Origin of the sequence: Streptomyces dengpaensis (assembly GCF_002946835.1) — a bacterium.
Lineage (GTDB): Bacteria > Actinomycetota > Actinomycetes > Streptomycetales > Streptomycetaceae > Streptomyces > Streptomyces dengpaensis.
Genome location: NZ_CP026652.1, coordinates 507,272 through 524,896, shown reverse-complemented (window position 1 = coordinate 524,896; position 17,625 = coordinate 507,272). Strand labels below are relative to the sequence as shown.

At 69.5% G+C, this 17,625-nt stretch carries 19 protein-coding genes and 2 pseudogenes; 11 read left to right on the top strand and 10 right to left on the bottom strand.

The window, feature by feature from the left end; translation table 11 throughout:
- The first annotated feature begins 387 nt into the window (after nt 1-387).
- Nucleotides 388-903 (top strand): GNAT family N-acetyltransferase, encoded by a 516-nt coding sequence (locus C4B68_RS02505; protein WP_099506438.1) that lies wholly within the window; start codon nt 388-390, stop codon nt 901-903.
- A 147-nt stretch (nt 904-1,050) separates the two neighbouring features.
- Here the strand turns inward: C4B68_RS02505 and C4B68_RS41660 are convergent, their stop codons facing one another.
- Nucleotides 1,051-1,455, bottom strand: a complete 405-nt coding sequence (locus C4B68_RS41660) for an MMPL family transporter (RefSeq protein WP_167458992.1) — start codon at nt 1,453-1,455, stop codon at nt 1,051-1,053.
- Between the two features lie 415 nt (nt 1,456-1,870).
- On the opposite strand from C4B68_RS41660, the gene C4B68_RS02495 reads away from it, so the two are divergent.
- Both C4B68_RS02495 and C4B68_RS02490 read left to right on the top strand, forming a co-directional pair.
- Entirely contained in the window at nt 1,871-3,700 is a 1,830-nt protein-coding gene (locus tag C4B68_RS02495; RefSeq protein ID WP_240634150.1) for a glycoside hydrolase family 15 protein, read from the top strand.
- 140 nt (nt 3,701-3,840) lie between these two features.
- The gene (locus tag C4B68_RS02490) at nt 3,841-4,563 is read left to right on the top strand and encodes a methyltransferase domain-containing protein (protein WP_099506441.1); all 723 of its coding nucleotides are present in this window, start codon (nt 3,841-3,843) and stop codon (nt 4,561-4,563) included.
- A gap of 125 nt (nt 4,564-4,688) precedes the next feature.
- Here the strand turns inward: C4B68_RS02490 and C4B68_RS02485 are convergent, their stop codons facing one another.
- Together C4B68_RS02485 and C4B68_RS41655 are read right to left on the bottom strand one after the other, a co-directional pair.
- On the bottom strand, nt 4,689-5,366 hold the full coding sequence (locus C4B68_RS02485) for a CAP domain-containing protein (RefSeq protein WP_099506442.1): 678 nt from the start codon (nt 5,364-5,366) through the stop codon (nt 4,689-4,691).
- A 570-nt stretch (nt 5,367-5,936) separates the two neighbouring features.
- A complete protein-coding gene (locus C4B68_RS41655) occupies nt 5,937-6,083 on the bottom strand; it encodes a hypothetical protein (RefSeq protein ID WP_167458991.1) in 147 nt (48 codons plus the stop codon).
- Between the two features lie 260 nt (nt 6,084-6,343).
- Between C4B68_RS41655 and C4B68_RS02475 the strand changes: the two genes are divergently transcribed.
- From C4B68_RS02475 to C4B68_RS02465, 4 genes are all read left to right on the top strand, one after another.
- A complete protein-coding gene (locus C4B68_RS02475) occupies nt 6,344-6,661 on the top strand; it encodes a hypothetical protein (protein WP_206337064.1) in 318 nt (105 codons plus the stop codon).
- Nucleotides 6,658-7,758, top strand: coding sequence for a zeta toxin family protein (locus tag C4B68_RS02470; protein ID WP_099506445.1), 1,101 nt, complete (start codon nt 6,658-6,660; stop codon nt 7,756-7,758). Before C4B68_RS02475 ends, C4B68_RS02470 begins: the two co-directional genes overlap by 4 nt.
- Nucleotides 7,759-7,873: 115 nt before the next feature.
- Complete coding sequence (locus C4B68_RS42880; RefSeq protein WP_240634148.1) at nt 7,874-8,062, top strand: hypothetical protein; 189 nt, start codon at nt 7,874-7,876, stop codon at nt 8,060-8,062.
- A complete protein-coding gene (locus tag C4B68_RS02465) occupies nt 8,059-8,295 on the top strand; it encodes a hypothetical protein (RefSeq protein ID WP_240634146.1) in 237 nt (78 codons plus the stop codon). The genes C4B68_RS42880 and C4B68_RS02465 overlap by 4 nt, the downstream gene beginning before the upstream one ends.
- Before the next feature lie 160 nt (nt 8,296-8,455).
- Here C4B68_RS02465 and C4B68_RS02460 read toward each other — a convergent pair whose 3' ends face one another.
- From C4B68_RS02460 to C4B68_RS02445, 4 genes and pseudogenes are all read right to left on the bottom strand, one after another.
- Complete coding sequence (locus C4B68_RS02460) at nt 8,456-9,853, bottom strand: IS1380 family transposase (RefSeq protein WP_104879951.1); 1,398 nt, start codon at nt 9,851-9,853, stop codon at nt 8,456-8,458.
- A 233-nt stretch (nt 9,854-10,086) separates the two neighbouring features.
- The gene (locus tag C4B68_RS02455) at nt 10,087-10,554 is read right to left on the bottom strand and encodes an SAM-dependent methyltransferase (RefSeq protein WP_099506726.1); all 468 of its coding nucleotides are present in this window, start codon (nt 10,552-10,554) and stop codon (nt 10,087-10,089) included.
- A gap of 20 nt (nt 10,555-10,574) precedes the next feature.
- A pseudogene (locus tag C4B68_RS02450) lies at nt 10,575-11,057 on the bottom strand (IS5 family transposase); the annotation flags it as partial.
- A 300-nt stretch (nt 11,058-11,357) separates the two neighbouring features.
- Nucleotides 11,358-11,835 (bottom strand): annotated as a pseudogene (locus tag C4B68_RS02445) (CBS domain-containing protein).
- A 151-nt stretch (nt 11,836-11,986) separates the two neighbouring features.
- Between C4B68_RS02445 and C4B68_RS02440 the strand changes: the two are divergent.
- Nucleotides 11,987-12,568 carry an Rv1733c family protein gene (locus C4B68_RS02440; RefSeq protein WP_099506729.1) on the top strand — a complete coding sequence of 194 codons (582 nt, stop codon included), beginning with the start codon at nt 11,987-11,989 and terminating at the stop codon, nt 12,566-12,568.
- A 520-nt stretch (nt 12,569-13,088) separates the two neighbouring features.
- Here the strand turns inward: C4B68_RS02440 and C4B68_RS02430 are convergent.
- Both C4B68_RS02430 and C4B68_RS02420 read right to left on the bottom strand, forming a co-directional pair.
- On the bottom strand, nt 13,089-13,301 hold the full coding sequence (locus tag C4B68_RS02430) for a hypothetical protein (protein ID WP_099506731.1): 213 nt from the start codon (nt 13,299-13,301) through the stop codon (nt 13,089-13,091).
- A gap of 798 nt (nt 13,302-14,099) precedes the next feature.
- Complete coding sequence (locus C4B68_RS02420) at nt 14,100-14,852, bottom strand: SDR family oxidoreductase (protein WP_099506733.1); 753 nt, start codon at nt 14,850-14,852, stop codon at nt 14,100-14,102.
- Nucleotides 14,853-15,328: 476 nt separating this feature from the next.
- On the opposite strand from C4B68_RS02420, the gene C4B68_RS02415 reads away from it, so the two are divergent.
- The 3 genes from C4B68_RS02415 to C4B68_RS02410 are packed head-to-tail and all read left to right on the top strand — an operon-like array spanning nt 15,329 to nt 16,482.
- Complete coding sequence (locus tag C4B68_RS02415) at nt 15,329-15,595, top strand: cupin domain-containing protein (protein WP_373682292.1); 267 nt, start codon at nt 15,329-15,331, stop codon at nt 15,593-15,595.
- 43 nt (nt 15,596-15,638) lie between these two features.
- Nucleotides 15,639-15,887: a hypothetical protein gene (locus C4B68_RS42390; RefSeq protein WP_206337143.1), complete on the top strand. Its 249-nt coding sequence runs from the start codon at nt 15,639-15,641 to the stop codon at nt 15,885-15,887.
- Nucleotides 15,888-15,909: 22 nt separating this feature from the next.
- A complete protein-coding gene (locus C4B68_RS02410; protein WP_099506734.1) occupies nt 15,910-16,482 on the top strand; it encodes a transcriptional regulator in 573 nt (190 codons plus the stop codon).
- A gap of 291 nt (nt 16,483-16,773) precedes the next feature.
- Here C4B68_RS02410 and C4B68_RS02400 read toward each other — a convergent pair whose 3' ends face one another.
- Nucleotides 16,774-17,493: a DinB family protein gene (locus C4B68_RS02400; RefSeq protein ID WP_099506735.1), complete on the bottom strand. Its 720-nt coding sequence runs from the start codon at nt 17,491-17,493 to the stop codon at nt 16,774-16,776.
- Nucleotides 17,494-17,625 lie beyond the last annotated feature (132 nt).

Genomic DNA, 17,625 nt, shown 5'->3' with positions numbered 1-17,625 from the left:
ACCCGCTCTTGCCGGTGGACCGGACGGATTGTTGACGCTCGGACTGCGGCGCCCTACTCGACGGGGTGAAGGTCTTCAACGGCCTTCACCCCGTCGCTGTGTCCGTTGCCGTGGTGCCGGGATTCCGGTTCGGGTTCTGGTTCCAGGGGTGCTGCCTGAGCGGGAATGCGGGACTCGGTGAGTGTCGAGTGCGGGATGCCGCGCGGCTGCTCGGCACTTCCGCGCCGAGCACCCAGTCCCGAAGTCCTCGACTGCACAGCCCGGGCTGTGCAGGTCGTGGAAAGCTGCGGAGGACGGGCCGGTTCCGGCAGCACGAGCGGAGTAACTGCCGCTGATGACCGGCCCCTTGGATCATGTGAGCATCCCGGGTGAAGTAAGGAGGATTCGGTGCAGTTGCGCAATGTCACGCCGGACGACGTCGGCGCCTATGTCCGGATGCGGTGTGATCCGGCCATGATGGCTCACCTCGGCGGACCACTGCCGCCTGAAGGCATGGAAGACAAAGTGCGTCGAGATGCCCTGGAGGCGGCGGCCGATGACGCCTGGATCAAGATGATCGTCCCTGATCCGGATACACCCGACGTGGTGGCCGGGTCGGTGACCATCTGGTCCCATGACACCGGCGACGGGCTCATGTCGGAGATCGGATGGATGGTCCTGCCGCAGTTCCAGGGGCGCGGCCTGGGCAAGCTGGCGGTCCGTACCCTGCTCGAACTGGCTCGGGACGAGGACCGCTGGGGCGACGTGCACGCGTTCCCGGCAACGAGCAACGGGGCCTCGAACGGCATCTGCCGATCTCTTGGTTTCCGGCTCATCGCCGAATGCGACGTGACGTTCGCGGACCGGGTTCTGAGAAGTAACCATTGGGTCATCGCTCCCGCCACGGACTTGGCGCGAAGATGACATGCGAAGGCCTCGCGGTGAGGCGATTCATGCGGCCTGCCTGAACTGCCGACACCTTGCCGACCAGAACGCATCTTGCCCACAACCGCCAGGGACCACACGAGCGGGGCCTGCTCGTCCGCCGTTGTCGACATCCCTTCGGCATTTTCAGCTTCGCCCAACAGGGGACGCGGCGATGGGCGGCGGTGTGGTGAGCGGGGCGGCGCACACCGCCAGCAGGCCGGTCACCGGCAGTGCGGCGAGCAGCGGGCGGCGTACGACCTGGCGTGGCAGGGCCTGCCACCAGCAAGATGCCGCACCCACGCGGGTGCGGCGGCGTCCCCGGAAGGGCCAGGCGTTCACCCGCCCTCCGAGCAGTGCGAGCAGGGCCGGCAGGACGGTCAGCGCCGCCGTGGCCCCGGTCGCGACCACGGCGCAGACCGTCGCGGCCCTGAAGACGATCGTGTGGTCGGCGATGTGCACGGTGCGCATCGCGGCCGGGCTCGGGGCGTGCCCGGCCGCGATCTCCTCGCGGAACCGCGAGACGACCAGCAGCCCATAGTCGATGCCCAAGCCCAGGCCGGGCGCGGTGGACCGACCCGCCCACGTGCCCGTCGGGGCGTTTTGCCCGCCTGCCGCCGGCCGGGCAGCCGTCCCGCCCCCGGCGGCCGCCCGCTGCGGCCGCCGGATCGCGGTGCCCCCCGGCCCCGCGGCCGCTTCTTCCTGCCCCTGCCGCGCCCCGCACCGTGGTCCATTCCCGGTGAGCGCGGGCTGCGGCGGCCCTGACTGGTTAGCCTGGAGTCGAAGGGGGCGGCGCGGGCGTGGGTTCAGGGAGGCCGGTATGGCTGACGTGGCTGATACGACTGGCGTGCCGGATGTGCCTGGCGTGCCTGATGCGAGTGGCATTACTGGTGTGACTGATGCGAGGGCTGTGACGGCTGCTGAGGCTGCTACGAGGAGCGGGGCACGCGGAGGCCCGGGTGGCCCCTTGGGTGCCGGTGCGCCCCGTTATCTGCCGATCTCCGACCACGGTCTGATCGGTGATCTGCGCAGCGCTGCTCTGGTCGGCACGAACGGCACCATCGACTGGTACTGCTGTCCGCGTTTCGACGCGCCCAGCGTCTTCGCCTCGATCCTGGATGCCGACCGGGGCGGATCCTTCGAACTCGCCCCGGACGTCGAGGCCCGCACCAAGCAGTTCTACTTCCCCGACACCAATGTGCTGATCACCCGCTTCTTCGCGGAGGACGGGGTGGGCGAGATCCAGGACTTCATGCCGGTGGTCGACGAGTCCCGTGAGGCGGGCCGGCACCGTTTGATCCGCCGTGTGGTGTGTGTGCGCGGAACGCTGCCCTTCCGCGCCCGCGTCGCCCCCCGCTTCGATTACGGCCGGGCCGAGCACACCGTGCACGCCGAGGCCGGCCAGGTCGTGTTCGTGTCGTCTTCGCTGCGGCTGGCGCTGACCTCCACGGTGCCCTTCGAGGTCGCGGGGCCGGATGTGTGGTCGCTGTTCAAGCTGAGCGAGGGCTCCTCCGCGGTCTTCACCATCGACCGCGTCGGCGGGGACGTAGGTCCGCGTTTTTGCGCGGTGGCGGAGGCGGAGCGGGAGTTCAACGCGACCGTCGCCTACTGGCGGCGATGGCTGTCGAAGTCCCGCTACCGCGGCCGCTGGCGGGAGATGGTGCACCGCTCCGCCCTGACTTTGAAGCTGCTCACCTACGCCCCGACCGGTGCGATCATCGCCGCGCCGACCACCAGCCTGCCCGAGAACATCGGCGGCGAACGCAACTGGGACTACCGCTATGTGTGGATCCGCGACGCCGCGTTTTGCGTGTACGCGTTGCTCCGGCTGGGGTTCACCGACGAGGCCGAGGCATTCATGGGCTTTCTGTCCGAACACGTCCGCCTCGATATGTCCGGGGCGGACGAAGGTCCCGGCGCGGCTGACCCGCTGCAGATCATGTACGGCATCGACGGGCGCCGTGACCTGCCCGAGCAGGTGCTGCCCCATTTGGAGGGCTACCGTGGCTCGGCGCCGGTGCGGGTCGGCAACGCCGCCGTCGACCAGCTGCAGCTGGACATCTACGGGGCGCTGGTCGACTCCCTCTATCTGTACGACAAGTGGGGCAAACCGATCTCCAGTGATCACTGGGAGCGGATCAGTGAGCTCGTCGACTGGGTGTGCGGGAACTGGGACCAGAGCGATGAGGGCATCTGGGAGACCCGGGGCGGCCGCAAGAGGTTCCTGTACTCGCGGCTGATGTGCTGGGTGGCGATCGAACGCGCGATGCGGCTGGCCCGCCACCGCGGCCTGCCCGCCGACATGGTCCGCTGGGGCGCCGCCCGCGATGCGATTTACCGTCGGATCATGCGCCAGGGCTGGTCCGAGGCGCGGGGCGCCTTCGTCCAGTCCGAGGACGGCGACATTCTGGATGCATCGTTGCTGATGATGCCGCTGGCGAAGTTCATTTCCCCGACTGACCCGAAGTGGCTGGCCACGCTGGACGCGCTGGGCGAGGACCTGGTCTGCGACTCCCTCGTCTACCGCTACGACCCCGAGGCCAGCCCGGACGGCCTGCCCGGCGAGGAGGGCACCTTCTCGATCTGCTCGTTCTGGTACGTCGAGGCGCTCACCCGCGCGGGCCGGCTGGACGAGGCGCGCCTGGCGTTCGAAAAGATGCTCACCTACGCCAACCATCTGGGCCTGTACGCGGAGGAGATCGGCCGCACCGGCGAACAGGGCGGCAATTTCCCTCAGGCCTTCACTCATCTCGCTCTGATCAGCGCGGCCTTCAACCTGGACCGCATGCTCGGCTAGCGCCACTGCGGCATCCGGCGCGGCGGTGCGCGCCGCGCCGGGGTGCTCCCTCACGGAGGGGGCGGCCGCCTGAGGGGGCTGCCGCGAAACGCCGGGCGGGCTCACGGCCTGCCCGGGCTGGGTGTTCGTAGCCTCAGGGCATGGCGAACCTGTGGGACCTCCTGTATGACTGCATTCCCGACGACCACGCCCGTCAGGTCACGTCGCGTTACTACCTGGATGAGGTGATGAGTTCGCCGGGCGCGCCTGACCGGGTGGTTGACCTGGGGTGCGGCCGGGGCACCTCTGTCGCGCTGTTCAAGCGACACGATCCGGCGGTGCGGTGGGTGGGGGTCGACGTGCGCGATTCCCCGGAGGCCGCGCAGCACCGGCCAGGCAACGGTGGGCCGGTGGTTCACTTCGACGGCATCCATCTGCCCTTCGGCTCGGACACCGTGCCGCTGGTCTACTCGCACCAGGTCTTCGAGCACGTTGCGCATCCGCGGGAGTTGCTGGCGGAGGTCGGCCGGGTGCTGCGGCCGGGCGGGCTGTTCATCGGCAGCACGTCCCAGTTCGAGCCGTACCACTCCTTCAGCTTGTGGAACTACACGCCCTACGGTTTCCGGGTCCTTCTGGAGGAGGCCGGGCTCGCCCTCAAGGAGATCCGGCCCTCCCTGGACGGGGTGTCGCTGATCATGCGGGCCTACCACGGCGGGCGGAAGAGCACCTACGGGCGGTACTGGAACGAAGAGTCCCCGCTCAATACGGAGATCGACCGCTGGGCTGAGCAGACGGGGCGGCGGACAGCGCTGGTGAACCTGCGCAAGCTCACCTTCTGCGGCCAGTTCGCGTTCCGCGTCACCAAACCGGAGCGCCAAGCCTGAAGGAGCCGGCCGCTTTACCCGCGCGCGGCGGCCCTCCCGGCTCCCAACACCGTGACAGGCAAACGGTGTTGGGAGCCGGGAGGGCCGGGGATGCAGCCCTGGTGTGTCAGGGCCGGTGCGGGTGCTCAGCGGGCGGTGCCGAAGTCCTGTGTCCAGTAGTTGCCGGGCTGGGCGAGGCCGACGCCGATCTCCTTGAAACCGCAGTTCAGGATGTTCTTCTTGTGGCCGGGGCTGGACATCCAGCCGGCCATGACCTGCTCGGGGCTGGAGTATCCGTAGGCGACGTTTTCGCCGTAGGTGCTCCAGCTGTAGCCGGCGCGCGTGATCCGTGTCCCCGGGTCCGAGCCGTCGGATCCGGTGTGCGACATGTTCTGGTGGCTGGCCATGTCCGCGCTGTGGTCCTGGGCGGCCTTGGAGAGCTTCTCGTTCAGCGTCACGGGGGAGCAGCCGGCCTTGCTGCGCTCGCTGTTGACCAGGGTCACGATGCGGTCTGCGGCACCGGATGCGGGGGCCTCGGCGTCGGGGGAGCTCGGGGACGCGGTGGGCGCGGCGGGTGCGTTCGAGGCGGGTGTGGTGGCGTCCTGTGCGGGCGGCGCCGTGGGCATGGGCGGGAGGGGCTGCTCGCCGGCCGTCCCCGGCTGGTTGAGGGACGCGTTCTGCCACGGGCCGGGGGGCGTGGCGGCGTTGGCGGCGGCCGGGTCGTTCATACAGGCCATGGCGGCGGACGGTATGGCCAGCGCGCTCAGCGCGAGGGCAGCGATGGTGATCTGCCGGTGGCGCGTCTTCCTGCGGTGCTTGTTCATGCGGGCCTCGCTCGGTCGTCGCGGGTGCGCCCCGGTGGGGTCGGCTCGGCGGGGATGCCGTGCCTGACCTGCGGTGACGCGTTCTGGGGCCGTCATTGTTAAAAGCTGGGTCAGCGGGCGGCAACGAGCACTTCTACTACCCGGCCTCGTAGTCCCCAGCGCCCTTGAATCGGGCGCGCGGGTGTGCTGACGCGGCGTACCAGAGCGCGCCGGGGTCTGGCGTTGTGTCAGGAGGCCGCCTGTGCACGGCGGGCGGTGTGAGCCAGGGGGGCGGGCGCATGCCGTCGGGCCAAGCGCACCGTATGTCTGTTTCCGGGCGGCAAGTCTGCCTATATCGCCCAGCCGCCATGTACTACCCGACCACGTTGATGGGGGGAGCCGACGTGATGGATGTCACTGTGATCCGCTGCAACCATTCCCGGTCGGCCGACGTAGGCGCCCGCGCAGACTGGCCGGCGCGGCCCTCCTGTAAGGGATGTGCGCCCACGCACCATCCATTCGTGAGGAAACGTCACGAAATAGCCGTATCGGGCGATGGATCGCATCCCTGGCCCGGCCAATACGTCAACATCACCGTGCCCGGCACGGCCAGACCTTGCGCCGGGCCGGCAACTCGACGATCCCACCGGCCCGTCGGTCGTCGAGTCGGTAGCCGTCCTGGGCCTGGGACTCGCCGCGGTGGCCGCCGTACAGTGCCGCCGCGAGTTCGTCGTCCACGTTCAGCTTCCGCCCGGTCGCCGCCGACCGGGCGGCATACACCTGAGCCCAATCCGGCTCCGCGGTGAAGTCATGTCCCTCCGCAACCTCATCCGCCGGGCCTGTGGAGCCTGCTTCAGACCCGCGGCGTGCCCCCGCACGCTGCGTTGCATCCCTTACCGGGGGACTCGGCCGGCAACGGGTGGGCTGTGCATGGAACCGGCAGCAAAGGGATCAGCGACTTGACGGGTGAACAGACCGGTGACGAGAGGGGACGCGTGATGAGTGCGAGTGCGAGTGGGGAGAACCCGTCGGTTCTCGGCCAGATGCGGGGCTTTGAGTGGGACAGTGAGGAGGCCGTCGCGTACGAGGCGGCGATCGAGGCCGTCAACGGCGTGGTCGGCGCCTACAGCGCGCGGATCGCCGCCGAGGAGGCCAGGCCCGAGCCCGACGCGCAGGCGATCGCCGCAGCCATCGCCGGCCGTCGCGAGGTGCAGCGTCTGCGGGAGAGCCTGGACCCCGCCGATCACGCAGCGATCGCCCGCACCCGCCGGGAGATGACCGAGCTGGCCCGGCAGATCCGCGAGGTCCGACGGTGACGGCTCCCGGAGATGCCGCCCGCTACCTGCTGCCCGAGGCGGTCAACCGCCGTATCTTCAGCGAGCAGATCGTCCCGGATCTGCTGTCCGGCCGCACGCCGCAGCAGACGCCGGCGGTCGTGTTCCTGGTGGGCCAGCCCGGGGCGGGCAAGAGCAGGGTGACCGCCATGGTCGCCGAGGTGCTGAACAAGCGCGGCGGTTTCGTCGACGTCGACAGCGATCTGTACAAGCCCTTCCACCCGCGCTACGACGAACTTCTGGCGCAGGACGACAAGTTGATGGCGGCGTACACCCGGGCGGACGGCAGGTCGTGGATGGCCAAGGCGCACGAGTACGTCCGCGAGCACAGGCTGAACGCGGTCATCCAGGAGACCTCGCAGGACGCGGTGGCGGTGGAGCGGACCATGCTGGCGTACCGTCAGGCCGGCTTCCGCGTCGAGGCGATGTTCCTGGCGGTGTCCCAGGCGCAGAGCGACCAGGGCATCGTCAACCGCTACTTCGAGCAGGTCGCAGAACGCGGCCACGGGCGGCTCACCGTCCAGGCCAACGCGGACCAGTCCTACCGGGGCATCCTCGACCTTGCCGATCGCATCGACGTGGCCCGGCCGGCCGACCAGGTCGCGGTCTTCCGCCGCGGCGAGGGCGCGCCGCGCTACACCAACACGGTCACTGCCGGCCGGTGGCAGAGCGAGCCGGGCCTGCGCGCAGCGGTCGAGACGGAGCGCTCGCGTCCCTGGACGGCGAAGGAGAGCGCCGACTTCCGCGCCGTGCAGCACAAGCTGCGCACCCACATGGGCCCGGAGTGGAGCGAGCGCCTTGACCGGATCGACGCGCTGGCCGCGGGGCTGATGACGCCGGCCGGGCAGCCGGAGCGGGGACCGGCCGCCGCGGCCAGGGCCCGCTCGACGACACCGGGCACGCCACCGGGTACGACGCCGGGCACGACGCCCGGCACGACGCCCGGTACGACACCGCGCGCGACGCCCGGCACGCCCTCCGTCCCGGGCCAGGGCGCCGCACCCGGCGCCACCGGGCAGCCCGCGCACCTTCGCCGCTCGGGTCCCGAGCGGCCGCGGGGCCGGGGGCCGGGCGCGTAGAGCGGGGGTTGTCCGGCTCGGCCGAGGGGGGCTGCGCGGGCGCTGCCCGCCGCCCCGGCGGGGGTGCTCGCCGGGGCGGCGCCCCTGCCGTCGGCGGCGGAACTGCTGTGCGCCCGTGGACGAGGCCCTGTTCCTCAGCCTCGAACGGCTGCGCTTGGCCCGCACGGTCTTCGCCCCCAAGATCGTGGACCGGGAGGTCGACACCGTCTATCGCCTCTTGCGAGGCTGGGGCTGCCGCTTGGACACGGCGAGCAACCGATCGGTGCGCACCGCCGTGGGACGCGCGCTCGCCGCCATGCGATGACCACAGGATTCGCCGCCCTCTTCGGCATCTTCGGCCTCGCCGTCCAGCCCGTCGCCGGACAGGTCCAACAGCAACTGCCCTGGTTCTCCGTCGCGTTCGGCCCGTTCATCACCGCCGCCGGAGCACGGCTGCTCGCCGGCCGCCAACTGCCCACCGTCGTCCCGAAACTCCGCCACGCCCCCACGGTCACGCGTTCCCTGCCGCCTGAGCCGCGGCTAGGGCGTGTCTCTTAGCCTCGATCCACCGACGCGCTCTGAAGATGATCTCTTGGTCGTTTTGTGGGCTGGTTTCGGTCGGTGGTCGTGGATGGGCAGGTTGTAGCTGCTGGTCTGCCCAGCTTTTCCACGGGTTCGGTTCCGGTCGGGCCCTGGCGGGCGGGGTGGTCAGGGGGGATCAGGCCGGTGCGGGTGGGTCGTGGACAGTGTCGAAGAGGTGTGTCCAGGCGTGCTGCCAGGGCCAGTTGTGTGGCAGGTGCAGGGTGATGCGTCGTGCGGAGCGGGCGATCCGGGCCGGGACCTGAACCAGGTGGCTGCGGAGGGTGGCGGTGGTGGCCTTGGTATGGAAGGGCGAGGTCAGTGCACCGGTGGCCCGCAGCAGGTTGTAGGTCATCGCCCACAGGGTCAGCCAGGCGGCGTTGGCGTGGAAGTGCCCGGAGGGCAGGTGGGTCAGGGCGCCGGCTTTGGTGTCGGCGATGACCTGCTCGACCACCGCGTGGTGCCGGTGTTCCCGCTCGGCTTGCAGGGTTGCGGCGGGCTGGTCGGTGAAGAAGGGGTGGTAGCGCCAGACGGGAAACAGCTCGCCCTGTTCACCCATGACGGCGGGTTTGGCCAGGTCACGGACGCGGCGCACGATCAGCCGGGCGGTGACCCGCTCGCTCCTTTTGCGGCTCGCGAAGGCGCTGTATTGGGGTATCTCGGCGACTTCGGCGTCCGAGATGAGTTCACCGGTCTCGGGGTCGGGCACCGCGGTCGGGTAACTGATGTGTTGCCAGGCGTCGTCGGGAATGCTGTGGACGGCTCGTTTGATGGAGGGGTTCATGCCGGTGGTGATCGAGAAGTGGGCTCCGGCCCGGTGGCAGGCGGCGATCACCCCGGCGTTGTAGAACTGCGAGTCGGCCCGCAGAATGCGCATGCCGGTGCAGCCGGCCTCGACGGCGGTGGCCAGGGCCTCGCTCACGAATTTCGGGGCGCCCCGGGAGTCGGCTGCTTTGCCGCGTCGCATCCGGACCCCGGCGATCACCGGCCGCGCGTGCGGGGTGCAGATCGTGGCGAGGAGAGGGTGCAGGGTGCGGATGCCTTTGAACCGGCCGTACTCGGCGCCCTGCTTGGTCCGGCCGTAGACGCGTTTGTGGGTGGAGTCGACATCGATGAACGCCATCGCGTCGGAGCCGGGCAGCAGTGGAGTGTGCGCGGCCAGCGCGGCCAGGAATCTGCGGTGGACGGCGTGGAGTTGGAGGGCGTGACCGTGGGTGAACGCGCGAAGGAAGGTGCCCAGCGTGGACGGGGCGCGGATACCCGCGAACACGGCCGGCATCGCACCGTGCCGCAGGATGTGAAGGTCGTCGATGCTGTCCGCGCCCGCAGCCATGCCGCCCACGATGCTGGTGACCTTGGCTTCCGCCGCAGCCCCCGCACCGTTCCTGGCTCCGGTCAGCTTCACCTTCGCAGCCACCAGTCGCGGCAGGCCGCACCGCTCGGCCAGCCGCATCACCGGGACCAGCCCGGCATGTGCGATCAGATTCGGGTCATCGAACACAGCGGAGACCGCTGCTGGAGTGTGGGAAACTTGCATCTACGAGGTGCCTTGCTGATTGTGCGTGCTGGAAGCGTCAGAACTCCCATCATCGCAGGTCAGCAGGCACCTCTTCTTGATTACTCATCCACAGGACGCGAGTCACTCGGTGGATCGAGGCTTAGGCCGGGCGGTCAGTTGATCGGACATGCCTGTCCGATCAGTACTCCAGCCGCATTCGTGACCTGTCCTAGGGTGAGGCGGTGCGGGCGGGCAGGTTGGCGGGGGGCCGTTTACGGCTGGAAGTACTCCGACATCAGGCGGCTGGCCCATTCCGGCTGCTTGATGTTCACCGGGCGGAACTCCGCCATCGTCGGCTTCAGGTCAATGACCGGGGTGCCGGAGACCGCGTCGAGGCCCACCACCGTCACTTCGCGGCCGTGGACGGATTCGATGGCGCAGCACGTCACCCCGATGCGGTTCGGTCTGCGGGGGCCGCGGCCGGCGAAGACACCAACGGGCGGGAGGTCGGAGCGGCCGCGGTAGGGGCGGGGTTCGCGGTAGTCGTCGTGTTCCGGGAACTGGTCGAAGATGAAGAGGACCTCCACGTGGGAGAAGCCCTCCAGACCCTGGAGGCACGCCTCGCCGAAGCGCTCGTCGATGGTGATCGTGCTGCGGACGGCACCCCAGTTGTCCGTGTCCTGGACGTCCGTCCGGTTGTTCCGGACTGTACCTATCGGTGTGACCTCGAAGCTTGGCATGGCAAGGTTCTATCGCTTTGGTCAGCGTCGTGCCCAGATGAGGATGCGAAGGCGATCGGGCGTGCGCCGCCGTCCGCGGCCAGGTGGACCTTGCTGCTCAGCCCGCCGCGGGAGCGTCCGAGTGCGTGATGGTCCGGCTCGTCGCGGCCTGCGGCCCCCTCTTTTTGCGTGCTCCGGCGGCGTGCTGGTGCGCCCGCACGACCGGGCAGTCCACCGACACGGTCCAGTCCGGGCCGTCATCAGCGTCGGCCGCCGCCGGCACAGCCGTAAGGATCTTCGTCCAGGTGCCGTCCACGGCCCACCCGATCAGCCGCTTGTGAGCGGTCTGGAAAGAACCGAGCTCGTCGGGAAGTACCGCCAGGGCGGACAGGTGCGGTACTTCCACGCGATGGCCTCCAGGGTGCGGCGGTGGTCGGCCCACCGCCGCCCGCGGACCGGGTCAGGCGGCTCTACGGCTCGATCCGAGCCCACATCGCATCAGTGATCACTAACCGGACAGACACATCCGGTCAACTGATCAACCCACCAAAGAGACATGCCCTGGCCGGGCGCGGCCCAGCGGAAGAGCACCTCGCCGGCCTGGCACTGGGTGGTGGCGGCAGACCCGCGGATCCTGGCGGCCCATCCGGTGCTGTGGCACCAGCCTCGAACAGGGGGGCCGGCGGCCCCTGGAGTCGGGCACGCTGCGGTGCGGCATGTCGGTGCTGGATCGTCTCGGCTGTCGGATCGACGGTGTGGTGTGGCGCGGGATCCTTCAGGCTTCCGGCCGAGAGGAGCCCGCAGGCGTGCGGGGCACAGGCCGGTCACGTGGTGGCCGACGGCCCCGCGGCGCCGAGCAGCTCATGCAGGAGGTGCGACGCGGTGATCACACCGAGCAGGTGCGTCCCGGCCTTGTCCTTGGACGTGACAGCGACCAGCGGGCTGCGGCACACGGGCCATGAGCGCGGCCACCTCCAGCGCCGTGTCGTCCGGGTCCGCGATCGGCGGCGGCTCGGCCTTGCTCGACAGGCAGTCCCCGACGCGGCGGCCCTTCAGCGCCTGGCACAGCCGGTCGGCGTGCTTCTCGTCGACGACGGCGGCGAGCGTCGGATCCTCCACCACATAGGCGGGCACCAGCACCTTGATCATCTGGGAGCCGGGCAGGATCGCCTTCGGCTCACCCTGCTTGTCCAGCACCAGCAGACCTGGCAGCTTGTGCTCGGCCATCAGCCGGGCCGCGTCCATGGCGTCACTGTCGACGCTCACCGTCTCGTATCCAACCGCCAGGTCACGCGCGCGCACGGCGGGCTCCTCATCTGCTGAAAACGTCCCTGCACTCAGCGTCGTACACCCGTGGCGGGCAGGCGAGGACATTGACGCGAGACATACGCGGCAGACGCCGTCGGGAGCACACTGGATGTGTGCTCCTGGTGCTTCGAGGGGGTGTCGGTCGATGACTGGGTCACGGTGTGCTCGGGTGCGGCTGTGGCGGTGGCGGCGGAATCCGCTCAAGCGGCGCAGCGACGTCATCGAGGCGTGGGTCGTGCTTGCCGGCTGGGTGATCGTCCTGATCGGTGGCCTGATCGCGGGGCTGGTCGCGGTCGCCGCGGTCGAACGGTCCGCCGAGCGGCAGCGCACGGAGCGCCGTGAGGTCCCGGCCGTACTCGTCGAGGACGCGGCCGACCGGCCGCCCGCGGGGGCCACCACCGATCACCGGGTGTGGGCGGCGGTGCGCTGGACCGAGGCGGACGGCTCGACACGTACGGACGAGGCCAGGGTGCCCCCCAGGACCCGGGCCGGGAGCTCGGTCACCGTGTGGACAGACCAGAACGGGCGGATCACCGCCGCGCCCCTGACCGAGGGGGAAGCCCGGCTCCACGCGGTTTCGGGAGGGGTGCTGGCGGCAGCGAGCACGGGTGGCCTGGTGTGGGGTGCCGTCCGGGCGGCGCGTTCGGGGTTGGAGCGACGCCGGCTGGCGGAGTGGGCCGCGGAGTGGGAGCGGATCGACACCCGGTGGAGGTGGAGGACAGGCTGAGTCAGCCGGTGGACTGCGGGCCGTGCGGCCGCCCGTCACGGCCCCACGCCTCGTGAGGTGCCGTGACCTCCTGGTCTGCCGGTAGAACCACTCGCCGAGCTGCGAGCCGCAGATCAGCCCCGCTCCCGAACATCATCAACCCGAACTGCGCGGGGAACGCGAGAAAGGCGCTGTCCTCGGAATGGAAGGTGCTGTCCTCGGAATTCAGCCCGCCCCACCGGGCCGGCGGGCCGACCATTCCGCTCGCCCAGAACACCAGCAGTGCGACTCCCCGTCGCGGATACCCCACGGACTGATGTGCTTCCTGACTCGTCGGGGAGCACAGGCGCGCAGTGCGGAGATGGCGAGAGGCAGGGCGAGTACCGACCAACCGATAACCCGGAGCTCGTCGATCACGGTGCACACTCCTCGTCTGCCTGGGTCGACGGCCCTGCGGGCGATGGCTGTCCTCTCCCCGTGGTGCCGCGTCCCCGGCCACCGCACCGTGACCAAGCCAGCTCCCATGCGGAACCTCAAGACCTCACGGCCTGGTTCCGGCAGCCATCAGACACCCCTCGATGCGTGATCCAGACATCCGTGGGCCGGTCCCCGACCGTGGCCGTCGACGATTGGCGGCCGGAACCTTCTGCGGGTCGGCCACGCGGCCACCTGTCGACAACACCGTCCGGGCCGCAAGGCCCGACAGCAGCACCGCGATCAGCAGCGCCACCCCGAAGACCACGACGAGCACCATGACCAAACCCCCGATCGGCGAGCAGAGTTGCCCTCGAACCGCCGACCAGACTTCCCGGCACACCGCTGGAAACCTACAGGTTCTTTACGCGGCATTGACAGGTTCTTGGCGCGCAGCCAGGCGGGCCGAACATTGCCGGATCCCGGCAGAGAGCACTGCCCTCCGCCGGGTAAATCCGGTGCTGCGGTCTGCCTCCGACAACGCGCGGGAGAGCTCTGCCTGCCGGGACAGCACAACCGTCGGGAAGGATCAGTTGTCTTGCAGGCACCAGGTGTCCCAGGGGCAGAGGCAAACCCCCTGTCGTACGCCCGACATGGCGAGACGCGGCCGACGGGTGGAGGCCGCGGCTGCGCTCATCCGTTGTGCGAGGAGGCAGTTGGGATGGCTGCGCGTCATCACGAATCAGACGGCTTCCCGGCGTGCTCCCGCAGGCACAGAGAGGCTTCCGTCGGAAGCGTCCAGCCCGCCGGGGAACGCATACAGGTCAGATACGACGTGGTCGACCCGCTGCTTCGCCGTGCCGACCTGTTGTCCCAGCTCCTGAGGATCGGGTACGCGCGCGATGCGCCGGAGCAGGAGGCATAGCCGTCGCCGATGCGCAGACCGCCTGGCTCACCGGCCAAGTGCTCACGGTAGACGGCGGACTCGAAGTCACCTGATCAATGGCGAGGTCTTTGTGCACCCCCGGGAGCGACTTCCCAGCCACAGGCGGCGTCAACGGCCCGCACCGGCGCCCATGTCCGTCATCGGAACTCAGGAACGATGACGCCCGACCGTGTGCCTCCCCTGATGACGGCGTCAGCGCGCGTTCGGCTGCGGCTGCTGAAGCCAGTCCCTGTAGTGCGTCGGGGCGAGGTCGGCGCCTTCCGGTGCGGTCAGTACGTCCCCGGTGACCACGGCGAACAGGCCCGCCTCGTTGTCGGTGACCACGTGGCGGCCGTCGGGGCGTGCTGCCAGAGTGATCCGGCCCAGCTCGTCGAGGGGGAAGACCTCAGGGCCCGCCACATTGCGGATGCCCTGCAACGGGTTGCCGGAGGCGGCCGCTGCGACCGCCGCGGCGACGTCGGCGCCGGCCACCGGCTGCAAGGGGGTGGTCGGCAGGCGGACGGTGTCACCCTCGGTGGTCCAGGACAGGATGGCTTCGACGAACTCGAAGAACTGCGTGGCGCGCACGATCGAGTACGGCGTCGCCGCGTTCTCGAGGAGATTCTCCTGAGTGACCTTGGCGCGGTAGTAGTCGAGCCGCGGCACCTGGTCCACGCCGACGATCGACAGAATCACGTGGTGGCGGACACTGGCCGCCTCCGCTGCGGCCCCGACGTTGCTCATCGACCTTTCGAAGAATTCGATCGAGGACTCATCGAATACTGGGGAGTTCGTCAGGTCGATCAGCACGTCGGCGTCCGTGAGAGCCTCGTCCAGGCCCTTGCCGCTGATCACGTCGACTCCGGTGGACCGCGAAGCGGATACGACGTCGTGGCCGGCCGCTGACAGCAGTTGGACCACCTGCCTGCCGATCAGACCACTGCCCCCCAGGACTGTGAACTTCATGGCGCACCCTTCGTCGAGCGTTCAAGTTCCGAGGGCGTCCGGGCAGACCTGCCGTCCCGTTGTGTGCGGAGGCACTGCGTACGAATCACACGGGCCGAACCGGGCCGAGCCCCAGTCCTGCTGTGCCGACGCCGATGCCGGCGGCGGTCTGCATCGCCCGCGCCCACGGTCGAAACGCGTCGCTTTCGACCACCGTACGCCTCACAAGCGCTGCGCCGCGCGCACCGGATCCCACACCTCCGGCCTGGGCCGGCCGGCACCGCGTACGCCCTGGTCGTGGGGCCAGGCCGGATACCGGTTGCGGGACGGTTCCCGGCAGACCAGCCTGAAAACGGCGGGCTGGCGGCACACTCGCTGCGTGCGCTTCTCGTCAGCCCGCTCGGGGCTGACCGCGTGCCGTGGGCGACGAGGCGGCTGCCGTCGAGGGCTGCCAGCGGGACGGGTGTCCGCGCTCCGGGATGCGCTGGCGGCCATCTGTGACGCAGCCGATCGACTTTCCGCCGTCGGCCTTCGGCTATGTGCTGGAGGGCGAGATGCTGTTCGAGCTGGAGGGAGAGCCCGAGCGGGTGATCCGCGCCGGGGAGGCGTTCTGGGAGCAGGGCGGCGACGTCATTCACTGTCAGGACGGCAACAATCGCAAAGGCGTCCCGAGCCGGTTCGTCGTCACGATGATGTGCGAGCCCCGGCCAGCCCATGCTCGTCCTCGTCGACGAGGAAGTGCCGCCCCGATTGGACGCACCTGATCCGTTCGCAGGCGTCCGCGAATCTGTGAATGAAGGCGGGGACGTGTACGCAGCCGACCGGGAAACGGATCCGTCCCATACAGGCGTCAACTCAGGCCAGTTTGCCGGGAAAACGGGCTTCCCGGTTGGGCCGGCACTGCGGCCTGCAGAGCGGGAACTCGGGCTGCCGGAGACATCACAACGGCATGACCGGTATCCGCAGGAAACGACCCTCAACCCGCCGCTCATGAACCCGAGTTACGATATCCTGGGACTCCGGAAATCCGGCGGAGAACGCATCGGCGGGGAATGAAAGCGCGGGAGGAAACACCGAAATGCCGGAAAGGAACATCGAGTTCGGTAAGTTCGGTGCCCGCGGCATCAAGGGCTATGAGGCGGTTGCCCGCCAGCTCGACGTCCTCGCCGGTTATATCACCACCCCGGTCACGGCGCGCCGCGGGTTGCTGGCACGTCTGCACTATCTGACTCGGACCGACCATGCGCGCGCCGCTGCCCGCGAGGCGGGCCTGACCGTCACCGACCGCACCGTGAACGCATGGCTGCAGGGCAAACGCATCCCCTCGAAGAAGAACCTCCACCTCATCGAGACCGCCTACCGGGCGGTGCGCCGCCACAACGTGGCCCGCTACCTCCTTGGCCGCCTCAACGCTGAAGGCCGCGGCACACGCGTGGAAATCCATCCGCTGAACCAGTCCCAGGTGCCCCGCCCGCGCCAGCGGGTGGTGGGATACCGGAGCCTGAACGTGCGTCAGTGGGACCGTGTAGTGGAAGCCTGGGCGAACGACGACGCCCAGGCACTGGATGACGCATGGGTGGAGAAGATCGTGGACCTCGGTTCCCAGTGGGGCCAGTACGAGTACGTCACCAACGTGGGCTTCGCCGCCTAGTACTCCAGCCGCTGTGTCGGCAGCGGAGTGCTGCCGCTGGATTCCGGCAGACTGAGCCTATTCAAGCTCAAGCTCAAGCTCACGCTGACGCGGCAAGGTGAAGCGCGAGGACGTGGCGGTCAGGTCATGGGTGGCCCCAGGCAGGGCCAGCGAGGCCCAGCTGATCCGCCCGAAGGGGTCGGCCAGCACCTCGACGTTCCTGCCGTGGCGCTTGCGTAACTGACAAGCTCACGCCGCAGGTTACGAACCGCTCACCCGTGTCTGGATCGGAAACGCCATGCGCGCCCGGGCCTACCCGGGAGTGGTGAAGCGGGCCCGCCACAGGTCGCGGAGCAACGCGATCTCGGCCATGTGGTGGATGAATTCGAGGTTGGCCCCCGACAGCACGACGATGAACGGGTCGTCGGGGTCGGAGCCGTACGGGTACTGCGAGAAGCCGACCGTGTCGAGCTGCTCGTCGGTGATGGCGGCGACGCTGTCGCGCCAGCGGTCGATCAGCGCCCAGAACCGCTCGAGTGCCAAGGCGGCGGAGGGGGTGAAGTCGACCAGCAGCTTCGGCTCCTGCCGCCGTTCACCGAAGGTCCACTCCCATCCGCCCGCGAAGCAGAAGTGCAGGTGCCCCAGCCGCCACGCGATGGTCGTGACCGGCGATTCGTCAGGCTCCGGCGCACCGGTGTGGGCGAGGATCTCCTCGACTCGCTCGACACTCACGCTCCAGTCGTCGGCGATCTTGGCGACGGTCATGCCGCCGGCTGTCTGCCGGGCAACCTCGGCGTACTCGTTCGACGGGATGTCCGGGGCGCCCAGGTCGAGCACCCACTGGGCCGGCCCGAACGCCCTGGGTGTCGCCGCCTCGCTCCGGCGCCGGATCGACCAGCAACCGGGCACCGGCTCCCACAGGTACTCCTCGTCGCTGAGCCCCGTCAGCCGCACCTGGGCCATCTCCCTGGCGTGGTCGAACTGGTCGAGCAGTACGCCCAAACGGTCGGTTCGCGTGCCCTCGGTCTCCATGCCTGGCTCCCTGCGCGGTCGCGTGTCGTACCTCATTGCGCTCCGGCGGAGGTTAACGGCCCACCTTACGGGGCGCGACCGGTTTCCTCGCCCATGAAGCGGTGCAGCACCATCCGCATCACCGCACTGTTC

What these genes read in the sequence shown, in the direction of transcription:
- C4B68_RS02490 (WP_099506441.1), top strand. Translation starts at nt 3,841, where the DNA reads ATGGCGAACCTGTGGGACCTCCTGTATGACTGCATTCCCGACGACCAC.
- C4B68_RS02485 (WP_099506442.1), bottom strand. Translation starts at nt 5,366, where the DNA reads ATGAACAAGCACCGCAGGAAGACGCGCCACCGGCAGATCACCATCGCT.
- C4B68_RS02475 (WP_206337064.1), top strand. Translation starts at nt 6,344, where the DNA reads ATGAGTGCGAGTGCGAGTGGGGAGAACCCGTCGGTTCTCGGCCAGATG.
- C4B68_RS02465 (WP_240634146.1), top strand. Translation starts at nt 8,059, where the DNA reads ATGACCACAGGATTCGCCGCCCTCTTCGGCATCTTCGGCCTCGCCGTC.
- C4B68_RS02460 (WP_104879951.1), bottom strand. Translation starts at nt 9,853, where the DNA reads ATGCAAGTTTCCCACACTCCAGCAGCGGTCTCCGCTGTGTTCGATGAC.
- C4B68_RS02455 (WP_099506726.1), bottom strand. Translation starts at nt 10,554, where the DNA reads ATGCCAAGCTTCGAGGTCACACCGATAGGTACAGTCCGGAACAACCGG.
- C4B68_RS02440 (WP_099506729.1), top strand. Translation starts at nt 11,987, where the DNA reads ATGACTGGGTCACGGTGTGCTCGGGTGCGGCTGTGGCGGTGGCGGCGG.
- C4B68_RS02430 (WP_099506731.1), bottom strand. Translation starts at nt 13,301, where the DNA reads ATGGTGCTCGTCGTGGTCTTCGGGGTGGCGCTGCTGATCGCGGTGCTG.
- C4B68_RS02420 (WP_099506733.1), bottom strand. Translation starts at nt 14,852, where the DNA reads ATGAAGTTCACAGTCCTGGGGGGCAGTGGTCTGATCGGCAGGCAGGTG.
- C4B68_RS02410 (WP_099506734.1), top strand. Translation starts at nt 15,910, where the DNA reads ATGCCGGAAAGGAACATCGAGTTCGGTAAGTTCGGTGCCCGCGGCATC.
- C4B68_RS02400 (WP_099506735.1), bottom strand. Translation starts at nt 17,493, where the DNA reads ATGGAGACCGAGGGCACGCGAACCGACCGTTTGGGCGTACTGCTCGAC.